Source organism: Pyrobaculum calidifontis JCM 11548 (assembly GCF_000015805.1).
GTDB lineage: Archaea > Thermoproteota > Thermoprotei > Thermoproteales > Thermoproteaceae > Pyrobaculum > Pyrobaculum calidifontis.
On record NC_009073.1, the window covers coordinates 1,472,245 to 1,495,518 of the forward strand.

At 58.0% G+C, this 23,274-nt stretch carries 25 protein-coding genes; 21 read left to right on the forward strand and 4 right to left on the reverse strand.

The features are described 5' to 3' along the window. Positions 1–52: 52 nt before the first annotated feature. The 3 genes from rpl3p to PCAL_RS08400 are packed head-to-tail and all read left to right on the forward strand — an operon-like array spanning position 53 to position 2,180. On the forward strand, positions 53–1,069 hold the full coding sequence (gene rpl3p / locus PCAL_RS08390; protein WP_011850259.1) for a 50S ribosomal protein L3: 1,017 nt from the start codon (positions 53–55) through the stop codon (positions 1,067–1,069). Positions 1,070–1,080: 11 nt separating this feature from the next. Then, entirely contained in the window at positions 1,081–1,938 is an 858-nt protein-coding gene (gene rpl4p, locus PCAL_RS08395) for a 50S ribosomal protein L4 (protein WP_011850260.1), read from the forward strand. Next, positions 1,935–2,180, forward strand: a complete 246-nt coding sequence (locus PCAL_RS08400; protein WP_011850261.1) for a 50S ribosomal protein L23 — start codon at positions 1,935–1,937, stop codon at positions 2,178–2,180. The genes rpl4p and PCAL_RS08400 overlap by 4 nt, the downstream gene beginning before the upstream one ends. 73 nt (positions 2,181–2,253) lie before the next feature. On the opposite strand, the gene PCAL_RS08405 is transcribed toward PCAL_RS08400, so the two are convergent. Beyond that, positions 2,254–2,616, reverse strand: coding sequence for a hypothetical protein (locus tag PCAL_RS08405; protein WP_011850262.1), 363 nt, complete (start codon positions 2,614–2,616; stop codon positions 2,254–2,256). Positions 2,617–2,643: 27 nt separating this feature from the next. Then, positions 2,644–3,177 (reverse strand): exosome complex RNA-binding protein Csl4, encoded by a 534-nt coding sequence (locus tag PCAL_RS08410; protein WP_011850263.1) that lies wholly within the window; start codon positions 3,175–3,177, stop codon positions 2,644–2,646. A 53-nt stretch (positions 3,178–3,230) separates the two neighbouring features. Here PCAL_RS08410 and PCAL_RS08415 point away from each other — a divergent pair, with 53 nt between their 5' ends. The 7 genes from PCAL_RS08415 to argF all read left to right on the forward strand — a co-directional run bounded on the left by PCAL_RS08415 (position 3,231) and on the right by argF (position 8,950). Further along, positions 3,231–3,830, forward strand: a complete 600-nt coding sequence (locus tag PCAL_RS08415; protein WP_011850264.1) for a DUF2067 family protein — start codon at positions 3,231–3,233, stop codon at positions 3,828–3,830. Then, positions 3,827–4,096: a DNA-directed RNA polymerase subunit L gene (locus PCAL_RS08420; RefSeq protein WP_011850265.1), complete on the forward strand. Its 270-nt coding sequence runs from the start codon at positions 3,827–3,829 to the stop codon at positions 4,094–4,096. Before PCAL_RS08415 ends, PCAL_RS08420 begins: the two co-directional genes overlap by 4 nt. Next, positions 4,093–4,758 carry a ribosome biogenesis protein gene (locus PCAL_RS08425; protein WP_011850266.1) on the forward strand — a complete coding sequence of 222 codons (666 nt, stop codon included), beginning with the start codon at positions 4,093–4,095 and terminating at the stop codon, positions 4,756–4,758. The genes PCAL_RS08420 and PCAL_RS08425 overlap by 4 nt, the downstream gene beginning before the upstream one ends. A 5-nt stretch (positions 4,759–4,763) precedes the next feature. Then, positions 4,764–5,528 (forward strand): apurinic/apyrimidinic endonuclease family protein, encoded by a 765-nt coding sequence (locus PCAL_RS08430; protein ID WP_011850267.1) that lies wholly within the window; start codon positions 4,764–4,766, stop codon positions 5,526–5,528. 35 nt (positions 5,529–5,563) lie between these two features. Continuing rightward, positions 5,564–6,394, forward strand: coding sequence for a hypothetical protein (locus tag PCAL_RS08435; RefSeq protein WP_011850268.1), 831 nt, complete (start codon positions 5,564–5,566; stop codon positions 6,392–6,394). A 95-nt stretch (positions 6,395–6,489) separates the two neighbouring features. Further along, positions 6,490–7,731 carry a 3-isopropylmalate dehydratase large subunit gene (locus tag PCAL_RS08440; RefSeq protein WP_011850269.1) on the forward strand — a complete coding sequence of 414 codons (1,242 nt, stop codon included), beginning with the start codon at positions 6,490–6,492 and terminating at the stop codon, positions 7,729–7,731. Between the two features lie 292 nt (positions 7,732–8,023). Continuing rightward, entirely contained in the window at positions 8,024–8,950 is a 927-nt protein-coding gene (gene argF, locus PCAL_RS08445; protein ID WP_011850270.1) for an ornithine carbamoyltransferase, read from the forward strand. Here argF and lysS read toward each other — a convergent pair. Further along, a complete protein-coding gene (gene lysS / locus PCAL_RS08450; RefSeq protein ID WP_226952007.1) occupies positions 8,947–10,335 on the reverse strand; it encodes a homocitrate synthase in 1,389 nt (462 codons plus the stop codon). The two genes, argF and lysS, sit on opposite strands and share 4 nt — an antisense overlap. A 249-nt stretch (positions 10,336–10,584) precedes the next feature. On the opposite strand from lysS, the gene PCAL_RS08455 reads away from it, so the two are divergent. From PCAL_RS08455 to PCAL_RS08485, 8 genes are read left to right on the forward strand one after another with little or no spacing between them, the layout of a single operon-like run. Beyond that, positions 10,585–12,369: a phosphoadenosine phosphosulfate reductase domain-containing protein gene (locus PCAL_RS08455; protein WP_011850272.1), complete on the forward strand. Its 1,785-nt coding sequence runs from the start codon at positions 10,585–10,587 to the stop codon at positions 12,367–12,369. 28 nt (positions 12,370–12,397) lie between these two features. Next, entirely contained in the window at positions 12,398–12,808 is a 411-nt protein-coding gene (locus tag PCAL_RS08460) for a molecular chaperone TorD family protein (RefSeq protein ID WP_011850273.1), read from the forward strand. After that, on the forward strand, positions 12,801–13,355 hold the full coding sequence (locus tag PCAL_RS08465) for a hypothetical protein (RefSeq protein WP_011850274.1): 555 nt from the start codon (positions 12,801–12,803) through the stop codon (positions 13,353–13,355). The genes PCAL_RS08460 and PCAL_RS08465 overlap by 8 nt, the downstream gene beginning before the upstream one ends. Positions 13,356–13,413: 58 nt before the next feature. Next, positions 13,414–14,061, forward strand: a complete 648-nt coding sequence (locus tag PCAL_RS08470) for a 4Fe-4S dicluster domain-containing protein (RefSeq protein ID WP_011850275.1) — start codon at positions 13,414–13,416, stop codon at positions 14,059–14,061. After that, on the forward strand, positions 14,058–15,191 hold the full coding sequence (locus PCAL_RS08475; RefSeq protein WP_011850276.1) for a hypothetical protein: 1,134 nt from the start codon (positions 14,058–14,060) through the stop codon (positions 15,189–15,191). Before PCAL_RS08470 ends, PCAL_RS08475 begins: the two co-directional genes overlap by 4 nt. Next, positions 15,184–17,613, forward strand: coding sequence for a molybdopterin-dependent oxidoreductase (locus PCAL_RS08480; protein WP_226951942.1), 2,430 nt, complete (start codon positions 15,184–15,186; stop codon positions 17,611–17,613). The genes PCAL_RS08475 and PCAL_RS08480 overlap by 8 nt, the downstream gene beginning before the upstream one ends. Positions 17,614–17,652: 39 nt before the next feature. Beyond that, entirely contained in the window at positions 17,653–18,693 is a 1,041-nt protein-coding gene (locus PCAL_RS11620; protein ID WP_226951943.1) for a molybdopterin dinucleotide binding domain-containing protein, read from the forward strand. Between the two features lie 33 nt (positions 18,694–18,726). Continuing rightward, entirely contained in the window at positions 18,727–19,197 is a 471-nt protein-coding gene (locus PCAL_RS08485; protein ID WP_011850277.1) for an archaemetzincin family Zn-dependent metalloprotease, read from the forward strand. Here the strand turns inward: PCAL_RS08485 and PCAL_RS08490 are convergent. Continuing rightward, the gene (locus tag PCAL_RS08490; protein ID WP_011850278.1) at positions 19,181–19,666 is read right to left on the reverse strand and encodes a 3-isopropylmalate dehydratase small subunit; all 486 of its coding nucleotides are present in this window, start codon (positions 19,664–19,666) and stop codon (positions 19,181–19,183) included. The two genes, PCAL_RS08485 and PCAL_RS08490, sit on opposite strands and share 17 nt — an antisense overlap. Before the next feature lie 88 nt (positions 19,667–19,754). Here PCAL_RS08490 and PCAL_RS08495 point away from each other — a divergent pair, with 88 nt between their 5' ends. The 3 genes from PCAL_RS08495 (at position 19,755) to PCAL_RS08505 (ending at position 23,188) form a co-directional block, all read left to right on the forward strand. Continuing rightward, on the forward strand, positions 19,755–20,891 hold the full coding sequence (locus PCAL_RS08495) for a homocitrate synthase family protein (RefSeq protein WP_011850279.1): 1,137 nt from the start codon (positions 19,755–19,757) through the stop codon (positions 20,889–20,891). Further along, positions 20,881–21,858, forward strand: coding sequence for an isocitrate/isopropylmalate dehydrogenase family protein (locus tag PCAL_RS08500; protein WP_011850280.1), 978 nt, complete (start codon positions 20,881–20,883; stop codon positions 21,856–21,858). The genes PCAL_RS08495 and PCAL_RS08500 overlap by 11 nt, the downstream gene beginning before the upstream one ends. Positions 21,859–21,922: 64 nt before the next feature. Further along, a complete protein-coding gene (locus PCAL_RS08505) occupies positions 21,923–23,188 on the forward strand; it encodes a Glu/Leu/Phe/Val family dehydrogenase (RefSeq protein ID WP_011850281.1) in 1,266 nt (421 codons plus the stop codon). Positions 23,189–23,274 lie beyond the last annotated feature (86 nt).

The window sequence follows — 23,274 nt, forward strand, 5'->3', positions numbered from 1 at the left end:
TGTGTTTACGGCTACGGGTTAAAGTTAATAAACTGGTCCATTGTGCGGGGGCATGGGTCTTAAGATCAATAGGCCGCGTAGAGGCTCGATGGGAGTCTATCCGAGGAAGCGCGCGGCGGATATTGTGCCTAGGGTGCGCACGTGGCCTGAGGTCAACCTGGGGAAGCCGACGCTCTTGGGCTTTGCCGCGTATAAGGCGGGGATGCTCCACGCCGTTGTTGTAGACGACAGGCCCACTAGCCCGCTTTATGGGAAAGAGGTGGTGAAGGCTGTCACAGTCCTCGACGCGCCTCCTCTTTACGTGGCCGCGGTGAGGCTTTACACCCTGGACCCAACCAACGGCTACAAGGTGGCGGTGGGGGAGGCTTGGGTCTCTGAGCCACCGGCCGACTTGAGGAGAGTTCTCACTTTGCCGGAGAAGTTTGACACTGAGAAGCAGTTGAAGGCGTTGGAGGAGTACAGAGACGTGGCTGTCGACGTGAGAGTCCTCGTGGCTACTCAGCCCAGGCTCTCCGGCATTGGGAAAAAGACGCCCGAGGTCTTGGAAATCCCCGTGGGCGGAGTGCCCAGCATAGACGAGAGGATTAACTTCGCCATATCGCTCCTGGGGAAGACCGTGTCGCCGAAGGACGTCTTTACGCCTGGCCAGCTGGTCGACGTGATTGCGGTCACTAAGGGCAAGGGCTACCAGGGCGTAGTGAAGAGGTTCGGCGTCACTATCCTCCCGAGGTGGCACAAGCACAGGAAGGGCCACAGGCGGACGGGCACCATAGGCCCCCAGGCGCCGGCGCTTATGTTCACTCAGCCCAGGCCGGGCCAGATGGGCTTCCACCAGCGCACTGAGTACAACAAGAGGATTCTAAAGATAGGGGACAACGGCGCCGAGATTACACCCAAGTCTGGCTTTCCGCACTACGGCGTTATAAAGGGGCCGTACATCCTTCTGCAGGGCAGCGTGCCTGGGGCTAGGAAGAGGCTTGTCGTGCTTAGATACCCAGTTAGACCGCCTAAGAAGGCGCCGCCAGCCGCAGAGCCGCAGGTGGTTTGGGTTAGTTCTCAAAGTATTTAAACTGGGCCAATATGGGCGCCGTGGTTAAAGAGTTGTTGAAGTTCAAGCTTCTGGACCTCTCGCCGTACATAAAACCAGCGGAGGAGAGGCCTCCCGAGGCTCTTAAGGTTTATGACGTAAATGGGCAGTACATGGCCGACATAGAGACGCCGATACACTTCTACGAGCCCGTGAGGCCCGACTTGATTAGGAGAGCCTACTTAAGCGCCTTGAGCGCGAGGTTTCAGCCTAAGGGCGTCTACGAGGGCGCTGGCAAAGAACACAGTTGCGAGTCCTTTGGCGTGGGCTTGGGAATTGCGAGAATTCCGAGGTACAAGGGGCATCTCTGGCCGCGTGGCTGCTTTGCCCCTAACACTAGGGGAGGCAGGAGGGCCCACCCGCCGAGGCCTGAGAAGAAGTTGCACGAGGAGATTAACTGGAAGGAGAAGAACTTGGCCATTAGGTCCGCCATAGCGGCCACTGCGTACAAGTCGTGGGTAGCCGCCAGGGGGCACATGGTGGAGAAGGTCCCCTCTCTGCCGCTTGTGGTGTCGGGGGATGCTGAGAAAATTGCTAAGGCCAAGGAGGCGAAGAAGCTCTTCGAGGTGCTGGGCCTCTGGCCCGACGTGGAGAGGGCGGCGGAGGGCGTGAAAATTAGGGCTGGGAAGGGGAAGATGCGCGGCAGGAGGTACAAGGAGCCTAAGAGCGTGTTAGTCGTGGTGTCGGAGCTGGACGTGCCTCTAATAGGCGCCGTTAGGAATTTCCCAGGCGTAGACGTTGTGCCAGTGAGCCACTTAAACATGCTGGTGCTGGCTCCCGGCGGCGTGCCGGGGCGGCTGACCCTCTGGACCGCCACGGCTGTGGAAAGGCTGAAGGGACTGTTCCTATGATCAAGAGGTTTGTCATCACTGAGAAGGCCTTGAGGCTCGCGGAGCGGGAGAACAAGATAACCATAATCGTGGAGAGGACCGCCACTAAGAAGCAGATAGCAGACGAAGTGCAGAGACTCTACAACGTCAAAGTGGAGAAGGTCAACACGCTCATAACGCCGCGCGGGGAGAAGAAGGCATATGTAAAACTCGCCGAGGGCTACAGCGCGATGGACCTATTGACAAAGCTGGGAGTCCTGTAGTCAGTTCGTGGGTTCTACATCACTAGTCAGTACTTAAAACCCACATCACCGACCCCTACTGCCTACGTGTTTTTTACTTTTCTTTTTTCAGTAGGCGGATCCAGGTGGCTATAGACTCGCCGCCGGCGACGTACTTGTTCTTAATGAGGTAGTACTGGGATACCACTTTTGCCTGGACTAGGTACGCGGCGAAGAGGTTTACGAGGACTCTCGCCCCGCCCCTCCTCACGAGGCCCTTTATGTACTCCTCTGGGTAGTCGCGCGCCACTGGGTTTCCGCGCTCTGCGGCCTCTCTTGCGCGGAGCGAGAAGAGGCGGATGCCCACGGTCTTGAGCCACGCGCGGAATTTCTCCACCTCGCTCCTGTAGCCCTTCGCCAAGTCGCTCTCGAGGAAGTGTGGCCAGTACTTCTCAATCTCCTTTAAGACAGACTCCACGTCTAAAAACCTGGGCGTGTATTTAAGCTACGCGGTGTAATACCCCACGGCGATCTTCCTCTTGACCTCGGCGCCGCAGTTGGGGCAGTAAAGAGTGTTTCCCCTCCTCTTCAACAGAGAGCCGCATTTGGGGCACCTGGAGAGCACTACGCCGTATGTGGCCCCCCTCGTGGAGACGACGAGAGGCGGGCCGTAGGTGGAGACCACCTTTGCCCTTATGTAGTCGCCTATGCCGAATTCCCCGTCGGCGAAGAAGTTGGGCAAGACTCCAGTGATTTGGTACTTCATGTCCACGGGGCCCCGCTCCCCCTCTACCGCGAAGCACTTGAGCTGGTACGCCCGGCGCCCCTTGCCCAACACTACGCAATACACCACTGTGCCGGGGGGCGGAATGGGGGGTTCGCGGAAGGGCTTCACCACGGCTAGGTGCGCCTTGGGGTCGTAGGCCGCCGTGCCCGTGGCCGAGGCCATGTACTTGTAGCTGTTGAGGTAGGCCGCTCCCCTAACCTCAAACTCCTCCGCATAAGCCACAGTCTCTCCTGGCGTAACTACCTTCTTCACGTGGGGCAAAGCTCCTCAGTATATATTTTTTTAAACTGCCTTCAACATGCGCCGTGTACATCGGCCTGTCCTTTAAATTCCACGACAGAGGGGAGGTGGAGAAGTTCCTCGCCTTCCTAGAGCGGCACCTCGACGTTGAATACCTCGTGGACGTCCGGCTTACACACGTCTACGTACAACTGCAGGGCGACGAGAAGAAGCTCGAGGAAGCCGCGGCCCTCGTGAAAAGCCTGGCCGGCCTGGCGCGCCGGGGGAGAGAGCGGAGACGAGTGCCCCTCCTAGTCCTCTTCAGAGACGTGGAGCTCGCCAGGCCCATACCCCCCGACGTAATCGCCGACGCGTTAACGCTGAGGGGCTACCCCTCGGCCGTGAAAGGCTCTGCACTGGAGACAACGGCGGAGTACGAAGAGGTGTTGAAGACGGCGGAGGCTCTCTCAAAGATGTACCTAGAGGCCGAGGGGCTGAGGATAACTCCTCACGCAAAGCGGGTAGTAGTGGCGTACGCCTACGCCACGGGCAAGGGGCTGGAGGAGGCCGTGGAGGAGTTAGCCAAGGCGGGCGTATTGAACAGAGGCGAGCTTATCAGCCTAAGAAAGCCTCTGGAGGAGGCTAGAGAGGCAATTTTAAAAATTGTTGAGAAAAAGGCGCCGTGATAAGCATAGACATAGTTAGACTAGACGAGTCCTACCTGGAGTTCAAGGCCAAGGGCGAGACCTACACCCTATTCTCGCCGCTCGTCGAATATCTGTCAAAAGACCCCGACGTCGAGTACGTCCAATTCGACGTAGACCACCCCCTTCAGGAAAACGTCACCTTTAAGGTCAAGGTGAGGCGGGGCAACCCCCTAGACGCCGTCAAGAGGGCGGTGGAGGCCATCTTAAGAGACTTAGAAGAGCTCGAAAGAGGCTTCTTCCAGTGATCCTCGTCTTGGCCGAGGCCGCGCTGGAGCTAGTGCCAGAGAGCTTGTGGCGGCACCCAGCCATAGTGGCTGACGCCAGGAGGAGGGGGAAGAAGCCGGGCGAAATACTGCTGGACCGGGCTAGACACCACGTGGCCATGGCCAAGTTGGACAAGGCGGAGAGGAGGGGCAGGCCCGACATTGTTCACCAAGTGCTTCTGGCGTTTCAGTACAGCCTCTTGAACAGGGCGGGGAGGGGGCGGGCGTTTGTACACACTGTGGGCGACTACATAATCTCCGTCAAGCCGGAGACCAGGGTGCCCAAGAACTACAACAACTTTGTCTCTCTAATGGAGCAGCTCTTCAAGGTGGGCAGAGTGCCCCCCGAGGGGGAGGCGCTGATGGAGGCGAGGCGGGGATCCTTGGCCGCCCTCTTGGAAGAGCTGGGGGGCAAGTGGGTCGCACTGCACGAGCAAGGCAGGGCTGTTTCCTTCGCGGAGCTGGGAAGGGCTGTGGCCGACGCCGTGGTCGTAGTGGGGGGCTTCCCCCACGGCGACTTCGAGAACAAGTGGATCTTGGAGGGGGCCGAGGCCGTGTATAAAATTGGCAACGTCTCTCTGGACGCAGCGCAGGCGGTGTGCCGCGCCGTGGCGGCGGCTGAGGCGGCCTTGGGCTTAATCTAAATATAGTGGGTGTAATTGTGCAGTTCCAGCTCTACCTCAAGAGGCGGGGAAAGTGGCGGCAGGTGCTGGACGTAGCCGCGTCGCTGGGGATTCCCTACGTGGTCGAGGTGGGGCCCCTCGACACCTCCCGCTCTCCTATAACCACGGCGCTGGAGCTCGGCGACGTTTCCCCCGAGGCGCTTGTCCTCCCCCGAGACGCCGTGGACAAATTTGAGTGGTACATCATGCTGGCCGATGCCCTCGACGTCAAGAGGCTTGTAGTAGCGCCCCCGCCCACCGTCGAGGGAGTGGCCGAGCTCTACGACGTAGCCGTGGAATACGGCGTGGAGGTGAACTGGATATACGGCGAGGGGCCTCTGGCACGCATTAGAGACGTAGACGCCGTGGCCAAGGCCATTAGGCCCACCGCGGCTAGGCTAGTGTACGACCCAGTCAAGGCCAAGGGGCTGAAGGAGATATACACGACGATCATAGCGCTGAGCGGGTACATACGGGAGATATACCTCTCGAACAGACGCGGCGAGCGGGGGCCCCGGCTACCCCCATTCGACCCCGTGGGCATAATCAACTACGCCGAGGTTCTCCAAATGCTCCACCTCATACAGTGGGAGGGCAGAGCCACCGTGAGGACAGCCCCCCAGTTCGCTGGAGAGCTAGACCTACAGCTGAAAATCGCCAACGAGGTAATAAACACGGCGAAGAGCGCGGGAGTCTCCCGCAAGGTGCAGAAGAGAGTGGCACAGATCTACGACGAACTGATGGGGTGGTAGCCCAAAGCATATAAAGTCGCGCCTCAACGCTTACAATGGCCCTGGTGCGCATAGGCATAGGCCTTGTGCTATTCGCCGTGGCGCTGACGTTTACCGTGCTCATGGCACAGGGGAGCCCCGAATCGGACGTGTACTTAGTCATCGCACACGCCCCGCCCTTCTCTAGAGCTGAGCTCCTCGCCGCCCTTGAGAAGATAAAGAACTACACAATATGGGCCTCCTGGGCAGGCGACGTTGGCATAGCCGTGGGAAGCTCTAGGGAAGCCATCGAGAAAGATGTGTCATCCCGGGGGCTACACGGCACATTCCTTAAAGTAGGCGACAAGCCAGTGCCAGACGTAGAAACGGTTGTGAAGAAGGTGGGCAAATCTTACAGAGCCGAGATTATCAAGGGCGGCAAGCCTAACATGACCTACGTGAGTGAGGATTTAGAAGACGTATTATGGTGGATAGCCAACGTCTCACGCCACGTTGATATACCACTAGGCAATGAAATAGTATGGTATAAGTTAGATTTGCCCATCTTCTGGTTTGCCTATGCCATCCCGTTCTGCAACGGCACTTACTACGGCCCGTGGCCTCCGCCCATAATGGTGGCGGGCGATACTACGGTGAGGGTCCAAGTGTTCCCAGAGAACAGGACCATTGTGCCAATTAAGTTGCCCAAGCCAGTGCCCGTCAACGTGACTAGGGTGGGCGAGAGCTGGTTTGGCCACTACGTGGTAGATGCATGCGCCCTGCCCTTCGAGGTAGAGAAGTCCCTTGTCCTAGCCCTAGTGCACAAGGACAACGTGGAGAAGGTCATATCCATCCTCTCACAGGTGCCGTACGTAACAGTAAGGGCGGAGCCTGCCACAAGGAGGTAGGCCTAAAGCCTACCTTCTGAGTTTCTTGTTGGCCTCGCCGGGCCCGCGGGCTGGCATAGGCGGGTATTGTTAAATATACCGTTCACTCCTTTTCTATGCCTACGTGGACCGAGTATATATTCTATAAAAAGCTGGGGAAGGCCCCGTCGCCGGGGGACGTGGTGGAGGTGGTGCCAGACTTGGTGGGGTTCCACGACTTGACTGGGTACCACGTCCTCGAGGTGTTGGAGCAGATGGGGAAGGTCGAGGTGTTTGACAGAGGGCGCGTCGTCGTGGCGTTTGACCACTTGGCGCCTCCGCCGACGCAGAGGGCTGCGGAACTTCAGGTCTACATACGTAGGCACGTGAAGGCGCTGGGCCTCCCCCACTTCTACGACGTCGGCGGGGGGATTTTGCACCAGATCATACTGGAGAAGTACGCCATGCCTGAGCAGGTCATATTCGCCGCCGACTCTCACACCAACACCGCCGGCGCCGTGGGGGCCTTCGCCCAGGGCCTGGGGGCCACCGACATCGCCGCTGCGTTGAAGCTGGGCAAGACTTGGCTGGTGGTCCCCACGCCGTTTGCGGTAAGGGTCGTCGGCGAGTTTCCCAAGGGCGTGATGGGCAAAGACGTGGCGCTCCACCTCCTCGGCGCCTTCGGCGCAGAGGGCTTCAACGGCTACTCCGTGGAGGTCACCGTGGAGAAGCCCAAGGCCTTCCCCATGGACGACAGAGCCACCGTGGCCAACATGTCCACGGAGATGGGCGCAGACGCCCTCGTGTTCATCCCCGACGAGGTCACTGTGGCCTATCTACATGAGGCCAGGGGCGTAAGCTACAAGCCCCCCGCCCTCGGCGGCGGCAAATACGCGGACGAGTACACGGTGGAGCTCGGGAGGCTGGAGCCCCTCGTGGCGGCGCCCCACAGCGTAGACAACGTAAAAGCCGTGGCAGAGGTGGAGGGCATCGAGGTGGACCAAGTCTTCATTGGAAGCTGCACCAACGGCCGCCTCAGCGACATAGAGGTGGCGGCCAAGATCCTAAGGCACGGGAGAGTGAAGGCGAGGTGCATAGCCATCCCCGCCAGCTACGACGTGTTTAGGAGGGCCATGGAGCTCGGCTACGTAGACGTCTTGACCAAGGCGGGTTGTGTTGTCACATACGGCACCTGCGGGCCCTGCCTCGGGGGACACTTCGGCGTGGCTGGGCCAGGCGAGGTAGTCCTCACGACGAGCAACAGGAACTTCAAGGGGCGCGTGGGGCACCCAGACTCAAAGGTCTATTTGGCGAACCCAGCCGTGGCGGCGGCCACCGCGTTGACAGGCCGCATCACAGACCCACGCCAGTACCTTTAGGACTGCACGTCTTCCGCGCCGAAGGCGTTTACTGCTACTTTGCCATAAAGACAGAGAAGGCTTGGAGAGCGGCGGACGAGTAATGATCTACGGCGAGGCTGTCCTCATAATCGCCAGGGCCATCAATGCCACCTACCGCGAGATAGGAACGGAGAGGAGGGTAGAAGCGAAATAAAACAAAGACGGCACGTCTACATCGGACTCACCAACGTAGACCCAGAGCTGTTAGACCTAAAGCGGGCGGAAGCGCACCTTGCCTCCAAAATTTATAAGGAACTATTTCGACCGCCCTATGAAACACCTACTCACATTAATGGAGTTTAAGCCGCACGAGGTGGAGGACCTCCTAAGGATTTCCAGGGACTTCAAGGCTAGGTACATGGCTGGAGAGGTGTACACACCCCTCTTCCCCGGGCGGATTGTGATGCTATACTTCGAAAAGCCGAGTACTAGGACCCGCCTCTCGCTTACCGCCGCCGCTGCTCAGCTGGGGATGCAGGCGGTGTACACGGCGCCTGGGGAGCTACAGATCGGGCGGGGGGAGACCATCGCCGATACTATGAGGGTTGTGTCGAGGTATGCCGCGGCCGTGGCGGCGAGGGTGTACAAGCACGAGACCTTGGAGGAGATGGCGCGCTACAGCTCTATTCCCGTGATAAACGCCCTCTCGGACAGACACCACCCCCTCCAGGCCCTAGCCGACGCTCTCACTCTCTGGGAGCGCTCGGGCAGACTCCACGGGCTTAAGGTGGCCTTTGTGGGCGACGTGTCAAACAACGTGGCCACTAGCCTCGCAGTGGTGGGGGCGAAGCTGGGCTGGGAGGTGAGGCTCGTAGGCCCCAAGCCTCTGTGGAACCAGAAGCTGGTGGAGGAGCTGGCCGAGGACTTGGCGAAGACAGGGGGCCAGATCTACTTCACAGACTCAATGAACGAGGTTGCGGGGGTGGATGGGGTTTACACAGACGTGTGGGTCTCCATGGGCTTTGAAAAAGAGGCAGAGGAGAGGAGACGCCTCCTCAAGCCCTACCAGGTGAACCAGAGGGTTATGGACATAGCGGGGAAAAGGGCCGTCTTTCTCCACTGCCTCCCCGCCCACAGGGGGGAGGAGGTCACCGACGAGGTGATAGACGGGCCGCAGTCGGCTGTGTGGGACCAGGCAGAGAATAGGATGCACACGGCAAAAGCCGTTTTTGCATATCTGCTCAACAAGAGGGCCTAGGCACGGCCGTTAGAGACCGGTATCTCCTTGAGGACTAGGCTCGTGAGCGTGGATACTACGCCCTTCACCTCTCTTATGCTCTCTATCGTGGCGTTTAGCTCCTCTGTGTTATCTGCGACGACTTTGGCCACTATGTCGTACTCGCCAGTCACCTCCGAGACCGCCACCACGTTTCTTATGGCGGCCACTCTCCTGGCCACTGAGGTTGTGTAGACGTTGTTAGCCACCTTAAGCCACACGTAGGCCTCTATGTGCTTGTTCACCCTGGCTTTATAAACCGCGTTTGTCACTTTCTCCAGGATTTCTAAGAGGTCCTCGTCTCTAAGCCGCCTGGCGTTTGTCCGCTTGACCTCCTCCACCACCTTGTCTAACACCTCGGGGGGCACTGATATCCCCATTCTCTCAAGCCTGTGCTGTATGGCCTTCCGCCCGCTGTACTTGTCGAGGGAGAAGTCCCTGGTGCGGCCCACCACCTCGGGGGGTATTGGCTCATATGTCTCGGGGTTGGCCAAGACGCCGGCTTGGTGCACCCCGGCCTTGTGGGTGAAGACGTTTTCGCCCACGATGGGGAAGGTGGGCATTACCGTGATGCCGCTGGCCACCTCCACCATGGCCGTTATCTCTGGTAGCTTCTCCAGCTTCACCAGCTTGGCCCCCTTGTGGTAGTAGTAGGCGGCGGCGAAGGCCTGCAGGGGGGTTATGCCCGCCCTCTCGCCCAGGCCGTTTACGGTAGTATGTACCACGTCTGCGCCCCCCTCCACCGCCGCCAGGCTGTTGGCCACTGCCATGCCGAAGTCGTTGTGGGCGTGTATGTCCAGCCCCACGTCTGGCACAGCGGCCTTTACCTTTGAGAAGACCTCCCTCGCCCTGTCTGGGGTAAAGACCCCCACTGTGTCTGCTATGCTTACCCTGTCGGCTCCAGCGTCGCGGGCTGTCTTGACCACCTGGATTAAGTAGTCCAAGTCGGCGCGGGAGGCGTCCTCCGCCGTGAAGCGCACCTTCACGCCGTGGGACTTGGCCATGGACACCATCTCGGCGATTACTTGGAGCGCCTCCTCTCTGCTCTTCCTGTGCTTATGCCTCAGGTGGATGTCGCTTACGCCGTAGAAGACGGCTATTCTATCCGGCTCAAGCGACGCCGCGTTTTCAATGTCCTGCCTAACGGCGCGGCTGTGGACGACGATTTCGCTGGCGATTTCCCCATCCTTCTTCAAGGCCACAATCTTCTTAATGGCCGACTTTATGTCGGGGGCCACGTTTGGGTCTCCCACCTCCACCATGGCGACTCCGATGTCCGAGAGAGCCTTGGCAATTCTAACGCGCCACTCCTCTGAGAACACCACGCCGGGCGTCTGCTCGCCCTCTCTCAGTGTTGAGTCGAGGATCTTTGGGTGTCTTTCCCCGGCATACCACCCGGAGAGCCCCCCTATATAAAGCTTTCTACGGATTCAGAGCCATAATACAACCACTCTACGCTTATATAGGCGCATCAGAGAGCTTATTCACCGCTAGACATGTGAAAAGGTCGTGGCGACGTTATAATCCTCGCTTGTGGAGAAAACGCTTGGCATATGGGCCGCCCGAGACGGGCAATAGTCCCTGAAGGATTTTTTATATTCCACACGGGGTAGGCCGTGCTCTACTGGTGTGATGAGCTTAATCTCCCAGCGCTGGACCCGCGCGAGGTGGCGGGGAGGTGCGGCCAGTACGTGGAAGTGCGGCTCACAAGCCCCGCAGATCCCAGGCCCGCCTTTCCCAAGGACGTTGAGGTGACTAGGGGAGCGTTGGCGTATGAGCTGGGCGACTGGGAGTTGGCCAAGGAGCTGGTCCCAGACAACGAGGTGGTCTTGTTCAACAAGATACCGGGGTACGCGGATCAGGCGGACGAGGTGGTGGTGAGGGGGCGCCTCGTGGGGCACAGGTTCTACGACGTGTTGGAGAGGCGGTGGCGGTTCCGGCCCCTCTACGAGGGAGTGGCCACAATTTTGGCGAAGAGGAGGGGGTGGTGGGCTGTGGTGGACATGGAGGAGTTGCCCGTGGGCTACGACATACACCCAGACAGAGTGGTGGAGGGGGTCCTCCCCGAGGAGAAGTTTAGGCATGTGGCTTTGGCGACGAGGGACGGCCGCCTCCACGGCGTGGCTAAGCTGTTTAGGGGGAGGCGCCTCCACGTTGTAAAATCGTGGCGCGCCAAGCCGCCTCTGCCCCCCGGCAGGCCATCGACGCTGGCAGAGGCGGCGGAGCTGAATAGGGGCTACATCGAGCGGAGGGCCGAGGAGGCCATCCGCTTCATAAGAGAGGTGGCTGAGAAGTACGGCAAGCCGGTGGTGGTGTCGTACTCCGGTGGGAAGGACAGCCTAGTGGCGCTCGACCTCACGGCGAGGTCTGGGGTCAAGTTCTACGTCTACTTCAACGATACCGGCCTAGAGCCGCGGGAGACCTACGAGAACTTAAAGGCGGTGCAGGAGAGGTACGGAGTGGAGGTCATCGTAGGCGCCGCGGGGGACCGGTTTTGGAGGGCTATGGAGAAGTTTGGGCCGCCGGCGCGGGACTACCGCTGGTGTTGCAAAGTGATTAAGCTGGCTCCCACCACCGCCGCGCTGAAGGAGAGGTTCCCCCAGGGCTACATAAGCGTGGTGGGGCAGAGGGGGGCTGAGTCGTTTCAGAGGGCGAGGCTCCCCCGCCTCTCCCCCAGCAAGTGGGTGGCTGGGTCCCTTGTGGCGGCCCCCCTACAAGACTGGACGGCGCTTGAGGTGTGGCTCTACATAGTTTTGCACAAGCTCCCCTACAACCCCGCCTACGAGCACGGGTTCGACCGCCTCGGCTGCGTGGTGTGCCCCGCCAACGAGCTTGCAGAGTTGGAGGCCGTCAGAGAGCGCTACCCAGAGCTGTACCAGCGCATGGAGGCGGCTCTTAGGAGGCAGTTCGGCCCCCGGGAGGTGGAGTTCGGCCTCTGGAGGTGGCGCGGCGCCGTGCCGGGAGACTTGGCCCGCTACGTGAAGGGCGCAAAGTCGGCGGAGCTCCCCGTGAGGCTGAGGAGGGAGGGGGAGGCGCTCGTGGTGGAGATGGACGAGGTGCCCAACGAGGCCACCCTCGGCGAGCTTTTGAAAATGCTCGGCAGAGTGGAGGGCCGCTACAGAGTCGAGGGAAGGCGTGGCAGGGTGGAGCTGGCCTCGGACGGGGAGAGGTGGCTTATTAGGGCTGACAGCGAAGAGTTGGCGCTCCACGCGGCGGGCCTCCTCGTGAGGTCTGCCATATGCGGAGACTGCGACTTGTGCGTAGAGTGGTGCCCCACGGGGGCTCTGAGGCGGACTGGGCCGGGGAGGAGCTTCGCAGTAGATGCCGAGAAGTGCATTGGCTGCCTGCTCTGTAGCAAGGCGTGCCCCGCGGCTCAGTACCTAGTGTATAGAAACGAATAACTATATTTACACGTACGCGTCCATTTCTGTGAACGAGAGAGCTAGCCTATATCTCTCCCTGGTGTTAAATCTGCTCGGGAAAATGCGCAACTTGTTTACCTTGGACAACTGCGACATCAAAAAGCTTAAGGCTTCTAAACTGCGGAAGGACTACGACGCAGTGACACGGAGCTTACTGCCGCGGGCGTTGGCGGAGTTTTACAACAACTACGGCTTTGAGGCTCGGGAGGAGCCCGACCACTTGGTGACTATGCTCGCCTTCATGGCCCAACTCGCGCGCGACGAAAGTCAGGAGTCTCTTAAGGCCCAGTTGAGGTTTTTAAACTCGCATTTAATACCCACGGTAAAATACGGCGTAGAAGCGTGCCCAAGTCTGAAGGCGCTTCTTGAAATCTTAGAGGCCGACGCAGAGGAGGTCAAAAAGAGGCTCCATGTCTGACAAAACTACTATCACTGTATGTAGAGAGGCTGCACTAAAGATAGGGAAATTGGCGAGGGAGAGGGGGCTCTCCCTGTTGAAAGTGGCGTCAGAGGCGCTTGATCTCGCCGCGGAGGTTGTAATAGACGGCAAAACGCCAGCCGAGGTTATCCCCCTCGTGAAGTTGCACAAGGTGGCCCCGGTGTTCGACATGGTGTACATGCCGCTTGGCATAGTGGCAGAGATTTTAAAGGACGCAGACGCCTACCTTATACAATTCTATGACTATGGCAGAGACTTGGGGGCCGCCCTTTCTAGGGAGCTTAAGCTTTCTGAGCTTTTGAAAAATGGGGACATGTTGAGGAGCTTGATCCCCGCCAGGAGGGTGGAATTCCAGAGAGGCGCCTTAGTAGTAATGTTGCCGCCGCGGAGCGGAAAATTGGCGCATTTATTTGCCTCATTTCTAAGAGGCCTCTTAGACGGATTTGGATGCACGCGGCACACCGTATCTACAAGCTCAAACCTAATAGAGGCTAATGTGTCCGAATGCATCTCTTCTGAAGGTTAATTAACTATAATTAGGGATAATAGCAAGGGCTATATACTCCCTTGTACACTCTAACCACGTGTCTGTCCAAGTCTCTAGGCGTGAGGTTCTAAAGGCCGCGGCCGCCACCGCGCTTGTCGCGATTATCCCAGCGGCTAAGGCAGAGACGCAGCAGAAGAGGAGGTGGGCCATGTTCATCGACGTCAGCAAGTGCTACGGCTGTTATGCATGTATGACCGCGTGTGCCGCAGAGAACAACGTCCCTATCGGCGTATTTAGGACTTGGATAGAGAGGTGGGCCACGAAGGGCGGCACTGTGATATTTGTGCCAAAGCAGTGCAACCACTGTGAAAATGCCCCATGTGTAAAACCCTGCCCAACGGGAGCTACTTATAAGACGGAGGATGGGCTGGTGTTGGTAAACGACGACTTGTGTATTGGGTGCGGCGCTTGTATACAGGCGTGCCCCTACGGGGCGAGGTTTTACAACCCCATAAAGGGCGTGGTGGACAAGTGCACCTTCTGCTCCCACAGAATTTACCAGGGCAAACTCCCCGCCTGTGTGGAGACTTGTCCCACGGGGGCTAGAGTATTCGGCGACTTAAACGACCCCGAGTCCCCTGTCTCTAAGCTTGCAACGCAGGCCGGCGTCCAGAGGCTCAAGGTGCAGACGGGCGCAGAGCCGATGATATTCTACAAGGACCTGCCAGCGGAGGCGGGGCTATGACATACCCATTCGTGACGTACCCATTCGGCTACCTATACCCCAACGAGTTTGTGGAACCTGTGGTTTGGTTGCCCACGGTATTTGCCTACTCGCTCCTAATCTCAGGCGCCGACTTGTTAATCCTCGCAATGGTTGGCTATGTGTTGGGGAGACTGAAGAAGGCTATTCCAATGCTGTTAATAGCCGGCATATCCTTCTTCGCCACAGTGTTGCTTGGGCCTTTGGCCGATTTGAGAAACCCCGACAGAGCCACGCTGATGTTCGTCCACCCACACCTCTCCCCCACTGAGGCAAACCCAGGCGTTTCACTTATCGCGCTACAAGGCGCGGTGCTGTGGACAACAGCCTTCCTACTCGCCGCCGTGTTTACACTCCTCTACTTCTCCTACCCCATGTACAAGAAGTACTTGGCCACTAGGAACCCGCTTTACAGGGTCCTGTCGCTTGGAGTTTCTTCAGAAGCCAGATACGCCGCGGTCGGCAAGGCGCTTAAGGTGCTGGCGCTTGTGACCATCATACCGCTGGCCTTCTGGGCTGTGTACCCTGCCACCCTGTTTGTAATGCAGACGAGCAACTTTGTGTGGAACAACTGGACCCTCCTGCCCGCCATATATTTCGCAGACGTATTTCTGACTGCCACCGCCATCGCCATCCTGTTACACTGGGCAGTGAGGTGGGGCAAACCGGATCGGGAGGTGCTGTCTCCCCTCCTCTCAATCCACGGGGCAGCGGCCATGGCGGTTACGGCTCTGCTGTTGTTGCAGGTGGCCATATGGGGGAACAAATTCGGTGGGTCTTTCTTCTACAACTCGCTTCAGCCCATAGTGGAGTGGATCTACTACGCCGTGGCCCTCTTCCTAGTGACCTTCGTCCTCTCCGCCGCCGCCCAGCGTTTTACGCCGCTTTCGCTGGTAGTGCCCATCACCGGGTTTGCAGGCGCCGTCGTAAACAAGTGGAATATTATCCTCAACGCCCAGTCTGTGTCAAAAACGGGCGCCGGCTTAATGCCCGTAGACGTCGGCCATCTATTAGCCGAAATTCCCATAATGGCCGCAATAGTGGCCTTTGGAGTGTTCATACTCGCAGTGCTGTCAATGATATTCCCCCTGGAGCTGAGAGGCTATGAATAGGCGGACATATATAAAGGCCCTAGCCGCCGCGGCGTCGCTCGGCGTATTCCTCTGGGGATACTGGCCAGTGATAGATAAAATCATTAGCCCCAAGCGCCAGCCCTACGGGCCTGACTCACAAGCCGGCAAAAACGTAAGATATGTACACTCCGTGTGTCTAGGTTGCAACGTCCGCTGCGGCATCAGAGCTAGAATTGTGAACTACAACGGCGTGGAGGTGATCGAGAGAATTGAGGGCAACCCGTACCACTTGTATAACAGGGCTGTCTCGGTAGACAAACAAGTGAAGAGGTACGAACCACTGCCCTACAGCACGCCCGTGAAAGAGGCGTTGGAGAAGTGGAGCGGCACGCTATGTCCAAAGGGCGTAGATGGCATCCACTACGTGTACGACCCCTACAGAGTGTTAAAGCCGCTTAAGAGGGCGGGGCCGAGGGGTAGCGGAAAGTGGAAGGAGATCACGTGGGAGCAGTTGATAGACGAGGTAGTCAACGGCGGCGTAATAGAGGAGACTGGGGAGAGACTGCCTGGGCTAAAGGAGTTCTTTGTCTACGGCAAGTTGAGGGAGGCCGGGTTTGACCCCAACGCCGTACTCAGCGAAATGAAGAAGGACGTGGACAACATCTTAAGCATCGCCAGGGATCCCAAGACGACGTACGACGACGTGGTTAAGGCCATTGAGGAGTTTAAGGCCAAGTGGCAGCAACGCCTCGGCGAGAGGGGGCTGAAGCTCGAGGACGTGTTAATTGACCCAGATAGGCCCGACTTAGGCACAAAGGCTAACCAAGTGATGTACCTGAGGGGTCGCGGCCAGTCTAACACCGACGACTTTTCACAACGCTGGATATACGCATTTGGCAGTGTAAACTGGACTAGGCACACCTCTGCATGTCAGCTCGGATACTACACGGCAAATAGAATCTGGGCTGGCTATACTGACTTACAGGGAGACGCCATGGGCGCGAAGGTGATCATAGGCGCTGGGTGGTCTATGGGGAGACTTCACCCCGGCGCAACTGGGCAAGGATTTATCATTGAGAGAGCGTGCGAAGGTGAGCTGAAGTTGTACTACGTGAACCCGGTGGCGCCTAGAACCACGTGTAGAGACAACATCGTGTGGGTGCCCGTTAAGCCTGGCGAAGACGCCGCGCTGGCCTTTGCCGTAATTAGGTGGATAATTGAAAACAAGCGCTACAACGAGGAGTTTCTGTCTATACCTAACTCCGCCTCGGCGAAGAAGCTGGGCTACCCCGTTAACACCAACGCCACGTGGCTAGTGATAGCGGAGGGTAGCCGCTTCGGCGAATTCCTAAAGGCCAGAGACGTAGGCATCGAAAACTCCGACAAGCCCGTGGTGTGGACTGGGGAGAAGTTTGCCACATACGACTCTGTGGACAAGGCCAACCTCTACTACGTGGGTAAAGTGACGCTCCCCAACGGCGAGACTGTCACTGTGAAGACGGCCTTCATGATTCTGCGCGACGAGGCCTTCGGCAAGTCGTTTGAGGAGTGGCTTGCCATAGCTAGCCCCTACGCTGTGGGGACGCCAGAGTTTGCCGATTACGTCAAAGTAGTTGAACAAATGGCTAAGGACTTCGCCGATGCTGCACCAGCGGCGTCGACGATTGTCCACAGAGGCGCCGGCATGCACCCCAATGGAGAGTACATAGTCTGGGCCTATAGGATGTTAGATACTTTAGTAGGGAATTTCCACAGAAAAGGCGGCATATTGGGTCGCCCGTCAACTACGTCGTATAATAACTATGTTTATGACGCAGGAACTTCTGGCTTTGGCGAGCCCGTGAGGTGGGGGCCGCCAATTGATAGACATGGATATGCCTATGAGAATACGTTGGAGTACTGGCTGAGGGTCAAGAAGGCCCTTAAGGAGGGTAAGACTGGCGAGGAGGCCGTAAGGGCTGCGTATCCCACTAAGAGGCCGTGGTATCCGCACACGCCTGAGGAGAGCTACACAGAGATCTTCGCCGGCATTGCAGAGGGCTATCCCTACAAGATAGGCGCCTTAATTATGTTCTATGCGAATCCTGTACTTTCGGCAAACTACGGCGTTAAATTTGTGGAAGTGTTGAGAGACCCGGCCAAGGTGCCGCTCTTTATCGCCATAACTACCACCATCAACGAGACCATGATGTACGCCGACTACATTGTACCCGACACGACGTATCTCGAGACGGGCACCATGGGCGTACAGTACCTCTATGCAACTGGCGGCGGCGTAGTCCGCGCAGAGGGCTGGCGCTCGCCAGTGATAATGCCGTTGACGCAACGCATAGGCGACTGTCCCAACGGCCACCCGAGGTACGCCAGCTTCTGGGAGTTCTTCATTGATGTGGCTAAGAAGCTGGGTATGCCGGGCTTCGGCGATAAGGCAATTCCGGGCGCAAAGGGGAAGAAGTACTAGGGGCAGTGGTTCTCGCTACACTGTGCCTGGGAGTACATCATGCGGATATACGCAAACGCCGCACTCCACGCCAAGGACCTCAAGTTGATTCCGGAGAATGTGCCAGACGAAGAGGTGAAATACGTGGAGGACAACTACCCAATTGCCCGCTTTAAGGACATCCTGCCGTCTGATGAGTGGAGGTACGTGGCCTACGGCCTAGCCCGCGGCGGAGTATTTACGAAGTACGATGACTCCTTTGACGAAAGGGGCATTTCTAAGAGGGGCGTGCCCGGCAGAGGCACACTATATCTGTGGAGCGAAGACGTTGCAAAGACGAGGAACAGCGTAACTGGCGAAAAGTTCTGGGGTGGGCCTAAGTACTTCCCCATTGCCACCTACGCGCCGGCAGGACCCGCCTTCCAGAAAGTGGACAAGTGGCTGTCTGGAACTCCGCTGAGGCAACTATATCCGCCGAGCGAGTGGCCGTTTATGGTCGTATTCTACACAGGCCCGCTGTTTACTAAGCACCGTAGCCAGTTCTACTACTGGGTGAAGCAGGTGGCGCCTGAGAACTTCGTGCTTATCAACCCGGTGGATGCGGCTAAGTTGGGCATAGAGACTGGCGACGTGGTGCGGGTTGAGACGCCGGCGGGCTTCTTCGAGGCGCCAGCCGTGGTGGAGGCGACGGTGGCGCCCGGCGTCATAGTGGTGCCGTATGGAATGGGCAGGTGGGCCGACACTGTGGTAAAGAAGCCCGCCTACTTTGCGCTGAAGGGCCCGTTGGCGAAGTTTGTGGAAGAGCTTCCAGACCGCGTGGAGATTCCAGAAGACGCGGTAAACCCAGTCAAGAACTTGCCCGACTTAGTTAAGAAGATCCTGTTTACCAAGAGCCCCGCCGACTACTACAACGGCCTCGCCGTAGATGAGTGGAGGTTTAATGGAATTACGCCAAATGTGGCCGAGATGTTGGACCCGTCGTTGGGAGAGTGGCCTCTCTTGAGCTGGCTGGGCGCATCGCAGGCATATTTCGACACTCCGGCCAAGGTCAGCAAGACTGGCAAGAGGCACGAGTTCAAGGTGCCGTACATCGTCTGGTAATCCACTCTTTTTTAAACCCCTTCCTTTTCCTCTGTGCGTCTTAGGGTGTTCTCCCAGCCCCGGGTTCCCCGCGTGGAGGTCCCCGAGTTTGAGGTAGAGTGGCTCACCTTTGACGTAGATACGCGGCCTTTTCTCGACCCGTTTAGGGTCCAGTGTAGGGCGGACGTGGCGGTTAAGGCGCTGGCGCAGGGGCGGGGCGTGCCGACTGTGTTTGTCCTCGACTGCGACGGCTACTACCCCGGCCTCAACTTTGTCTTCGGCCTGGCTGTGCCCGAGCTTATGACTGCGGTGGTCTTCACGGCGAGGCTCCGGGGCGCGAGGTTTGAGGAGAGGCTGGCGAAGGAGATTACCCACGAGGCGGGGCATCTCTACGGCTTAGGCCACTGCGACGACCCCCGTTGCGTCATGTACTTCAGCAATTCCATCTATGACACTGATAGGAAAACGCCGTATTTCTGCCAGCGTTGTAGGCGCCAGCTCCTCCGCGCTAGGCCCTATTTTTGAGGTACTGCAATAGGCCGCCCGCCTTTAGGATTTCTAGGGGGAGGCCGGCTAGGGGCTTTCCCTGTATTGCCTCGCCCGTGGTTAAATTCCTCACGACGCCCCCCGTGAGGTCTACCTCGAGCTCGTCGCCTTCTCTCACTTTAGCCCTCACGCCTGGCGCTTGGAGGACGGGGAGGCCCACGTTTATCGCGTTGCGGTAGAATATGCGGGCGAAGGACTCCGCAACCACTGCCAAGACGCCGGCGCCTTTCAGCGCTATGGCTGCCTGCTCGCGCGAAGAGCCCATGCCAAAGGCTCTGCCCGCCACAAGTATGGCGCCCTTGGCCTTTTTGGGGAACTCGGGGTCTATGGGCTCCATGGCGTGTTGGCCCAAGATGGCGGGGTCTGTGTACACGAGGTACTTGGCCGGTATTATGACGTCTGTGTCTATCTTGTCTCCGTAGACTATTGCCCTCCCTCTTATGAGCATGGAGGAGGGGGTTCATCCCTATATATATTTGAGGGTGGGAAAGGTTTATATATAGCCTTGTTCTGGGCCTTATGGTTTCGGGGCTCGGGTGGTGAAAATCTTCGACACCACTCTTAGAGATGGCGAGCAGATGCCTGGGGTCGCCCTGACGCCCGAGGAAAAGTTGCAAATTGCCCTGGCCCTCGACGAGGCGGGGGTAGACATGATTGAGGCCGGCTTCGCCGCTGTGTCGAAGGAGGAGGCGGCGGCCGTTAGGCAGATCGCCAGGGAGGTGTCTAGGGCGGAGGTGGTGAGCCTCGCGCGTATGACTAAGTCTGACGTAGATGCGGCTGTGGCCGCCGACGTGGATGTGGTGCACGTGTTTATAGCCACGTCCGACGTCCACATGAAGTACAAGTTGGGCATGACAAGGGAGCAGGTTATAAGGGCTGTGGAGGAGGTGATCCCCTACGCCAAGTCCCACGGGGTGAGAGTTCTCTTCAGCGCGGAGGACGCCACTAGGAGCGACTTGGACTTCTTAGTCGAGGTGTATAAGACGGCCATTGAGGCTGGGGCTGACGAGATAAACGTCCCCGACACGGTGGGGGTCATGACGCCGAGCAGAATTGCGTTTCTGGTGAAGTTCCTAAGGGAGAGGTTGCCCCCGGTCCCCATGCACGTGCACTGCCACGACGACTTCGGCATGGCCGTGGCCAACACTATAACGGCCATCGAGGCGGGCGCTGACGTGGCGCAGGTGGTGGTGAACAACTTTGGGGAGAGGGCGGGCAACGCGGCTTTGGAGGAGGTGGTTGCGGCTCTGCACTTCTTGCTGGGTTATAAGACCAATGTTAGACTTGAGATGTTGTATGAGTTGTCTAGGCTTGTGTCAAGGCTGTTCGGCGTGCCTGTGCCTCCCAACAAGGCGGTGGTGGGGGACAACGCCTTTAGCCACGAGGCCGGGATCCATGTCCACGGGGTTTTGAACAACCCGTTCACATACGAGCCAATGACGCCGGAGGCGGTCGGCAATAGGAGGAGGATTGTCTTGGGGAAGCACTCGGGGAGGCATGCCGTTGTGTGGGCGTTGAAGAACATAGGCGTAGAGCCTCACGACGAGTTGGTGAACTACGTCTTGGAGCAGGTGAAGGAGCTCGCCGTTAGAAAGGTGAGGATAGACGAGGAGGTATTGAGGGAGGTTGTTCATGCTTATATGCGGGCTTCTTCTCGCCCATATGCCGTATAAGGTGTTGGTCATACCGGGGGACGGCATAGGCCCGGAGGTGGTGGAGGCGGCCATGTACGTGGTAAACGCCGCCGCGGCCAAGTTCGGCGTGGAGCTTGAGGTGAAGACCGCGGAGGCTGGGGACGCGGCTTTGCGTAAATACGGCGTGGCCATGCCGCCGGAGACTTTGAAGCTGGCCGACGCCGCCGACGTAATTTTCAAGGGCCCCATTGGGGAGTCTGCGTACGACGTGACGTCGCTTATTAGGATGAGGTACACCCTCTACGCCAATATTAGGCCTGTGAAAGATCTGCCCGGCGTGCCCGCCGTTAAGCCCATAGACTGCGTCTTTGTGCGAGAGAACGTGGAAGACGTATATGTGGGGGCCGAGTACAAGGTGGGAGACGTGGCCATCGCACTGAAGGTCATCACGGGGCAGGGGACGAGGCGCGTGGCGAGGGTGGCTAGGCGCTACGCCGAGGCTAGGAAGAGGAGGGTAACGATTGTCCACAAGGCCAATGTGTTGAGGGTGGTGGATGGCTTCTTCAGAGATGTGGCCCTCGAGGAGCTCAGGGGGCTGGAGGTGGACCAGATGTACGTCGACGCCGCGGCGATGGAGCTCGTGAGAAACCCCTCCCGCTTCGACGTAGTCCTCACCACTAATCAATACGGCGACATTTTGACAGACTTGGCGGCGCAGGTGGCCGGCGGCATTGGCCTAGCCCCCAGCGGCAACATAGGCGACAACAAGGCCATGTTTGAGCCTGTACACGGCGCTGCTTTCGACATCGCGGGGAAGGGCGTGGCGAACCCCATAGCCACTATACTGTCGGCGGCCATGATGTTCGAGTGGCTGGGCAGAAGAGACGCCGCCGAGGCAATTAGAGCCGCCGTAGAAAAATCTATAGAGGCCGGCTATAAAACTCCAGACATAGGCGGCAAGTATAGTACAAAAGAAGTGGGAAAGTATATAGCTTCAATCCTTTGAATATAGATTGGCGAAGTATACCACGAGGTAGAATCATTATAAAGAATCCAAGACATGCGCCATTATGTCGCAAAACGGGCAATTCCTTGAGTATACTTTGCAAGTAATTAGGAGAGGTGTGGAAATGGGCGGATTCCCAGAGGACTTTTACAAACTGTTATCAAGGCCAAAGCGGATAATACAAGTCTCAATACCTGTGAAAATGGACAACGGCAGCTACGAAGTGTTTGAGGGCTACCGTGTTCAACACAACGACGCTCTTGGTCCTTTTAAGGGTGGTATTCGTTTTCACCCGGAGGTGACTTTGGCTGATGATATTGCTCTTGCCATGCTTATGACGCTTAAGAATAGCCTCGCGGGCCTGCCCTACGGCGGGGCTAAGGGGGCTGTGAGAGTGGACCCGCGGAGGCTCTCTAGGCGGGAGCTTGAGGAGTTGGCTAGGGGCTACGCGCGGGCTGTGGCGCCTCTCATAGGCGAACAGTTGGACATCCCAGCCCCAGACGTGGGCACAGACTCCCAGGTAATGGCCTGGATGGTAGACGAGTACTCTAAGCTGGCGGGGAGAAACGCCCCAGCAGTCTTTACCTCAAAGCCCCCCGAGCTCTGGGGAAACCCAGTCAGAGAATACTCCACAGGCTTCGGCGTGGCAGTAGCGGCAAGAGAAGTCGCGAAGAGGCTATGGGGAGGAATAGAGGGAAAAACCGTCGCCGTCCACGGCGCCGGGAATACGGGGGCTTGGGCGGCCTATTGGCTTGAGAAAATGGGCGCCAAAGTCGTGGCCATTTCAGACACGAGGGGCACCGTGGTGAACAAGGCGGGCATACCGGGCGAGCAGATCCTCAAGGTCTACATGGAGAAGAAGAGGGACAAAAGCGCCACAGTGCTGGCGTTGGAGGGGGAGAAGATAGCTGACTCCAACGCCTCGCTCTACCAAGACGTGGACATCTTGGTGCCTGCCGCTATTGAGAATGTGGTTAGGGAGGATAATGTGGGGTTGGTTAGGGCTAGGTTGGTGGTGGAGGGGGCTAATGGGCCCACTACCCCTGGGGCTGAGAGGAGGCTGTATGAGAGGGGGGTTGTGGTGGTGCCGGATATCTTGGCTAACGCGGGCGGCGTGATTATGTCTTATCTGGAGTGGGTGGAGAATTTGCAGTGGCTGTTTTGGGACGAGGAGGAGACTAGGAGGAGGCTTGAGGCCATAATGTCCAACAACGTGGCTAGAGTATACGCCAGGTGGGAGAAGGAGAAGAGCTGGACCATGAGAGACGCAGCAGTAGTCACAGCCCTAGAAAGAATATACAACGCCATGAAGACAAGGGGGTGGATCTAGATTATTTGTATCTTGGTGAAGAATGTTGAGAATATCTATATATACAATGTTGTATCTTATTGTTATTCATATACAACTCGATGTCA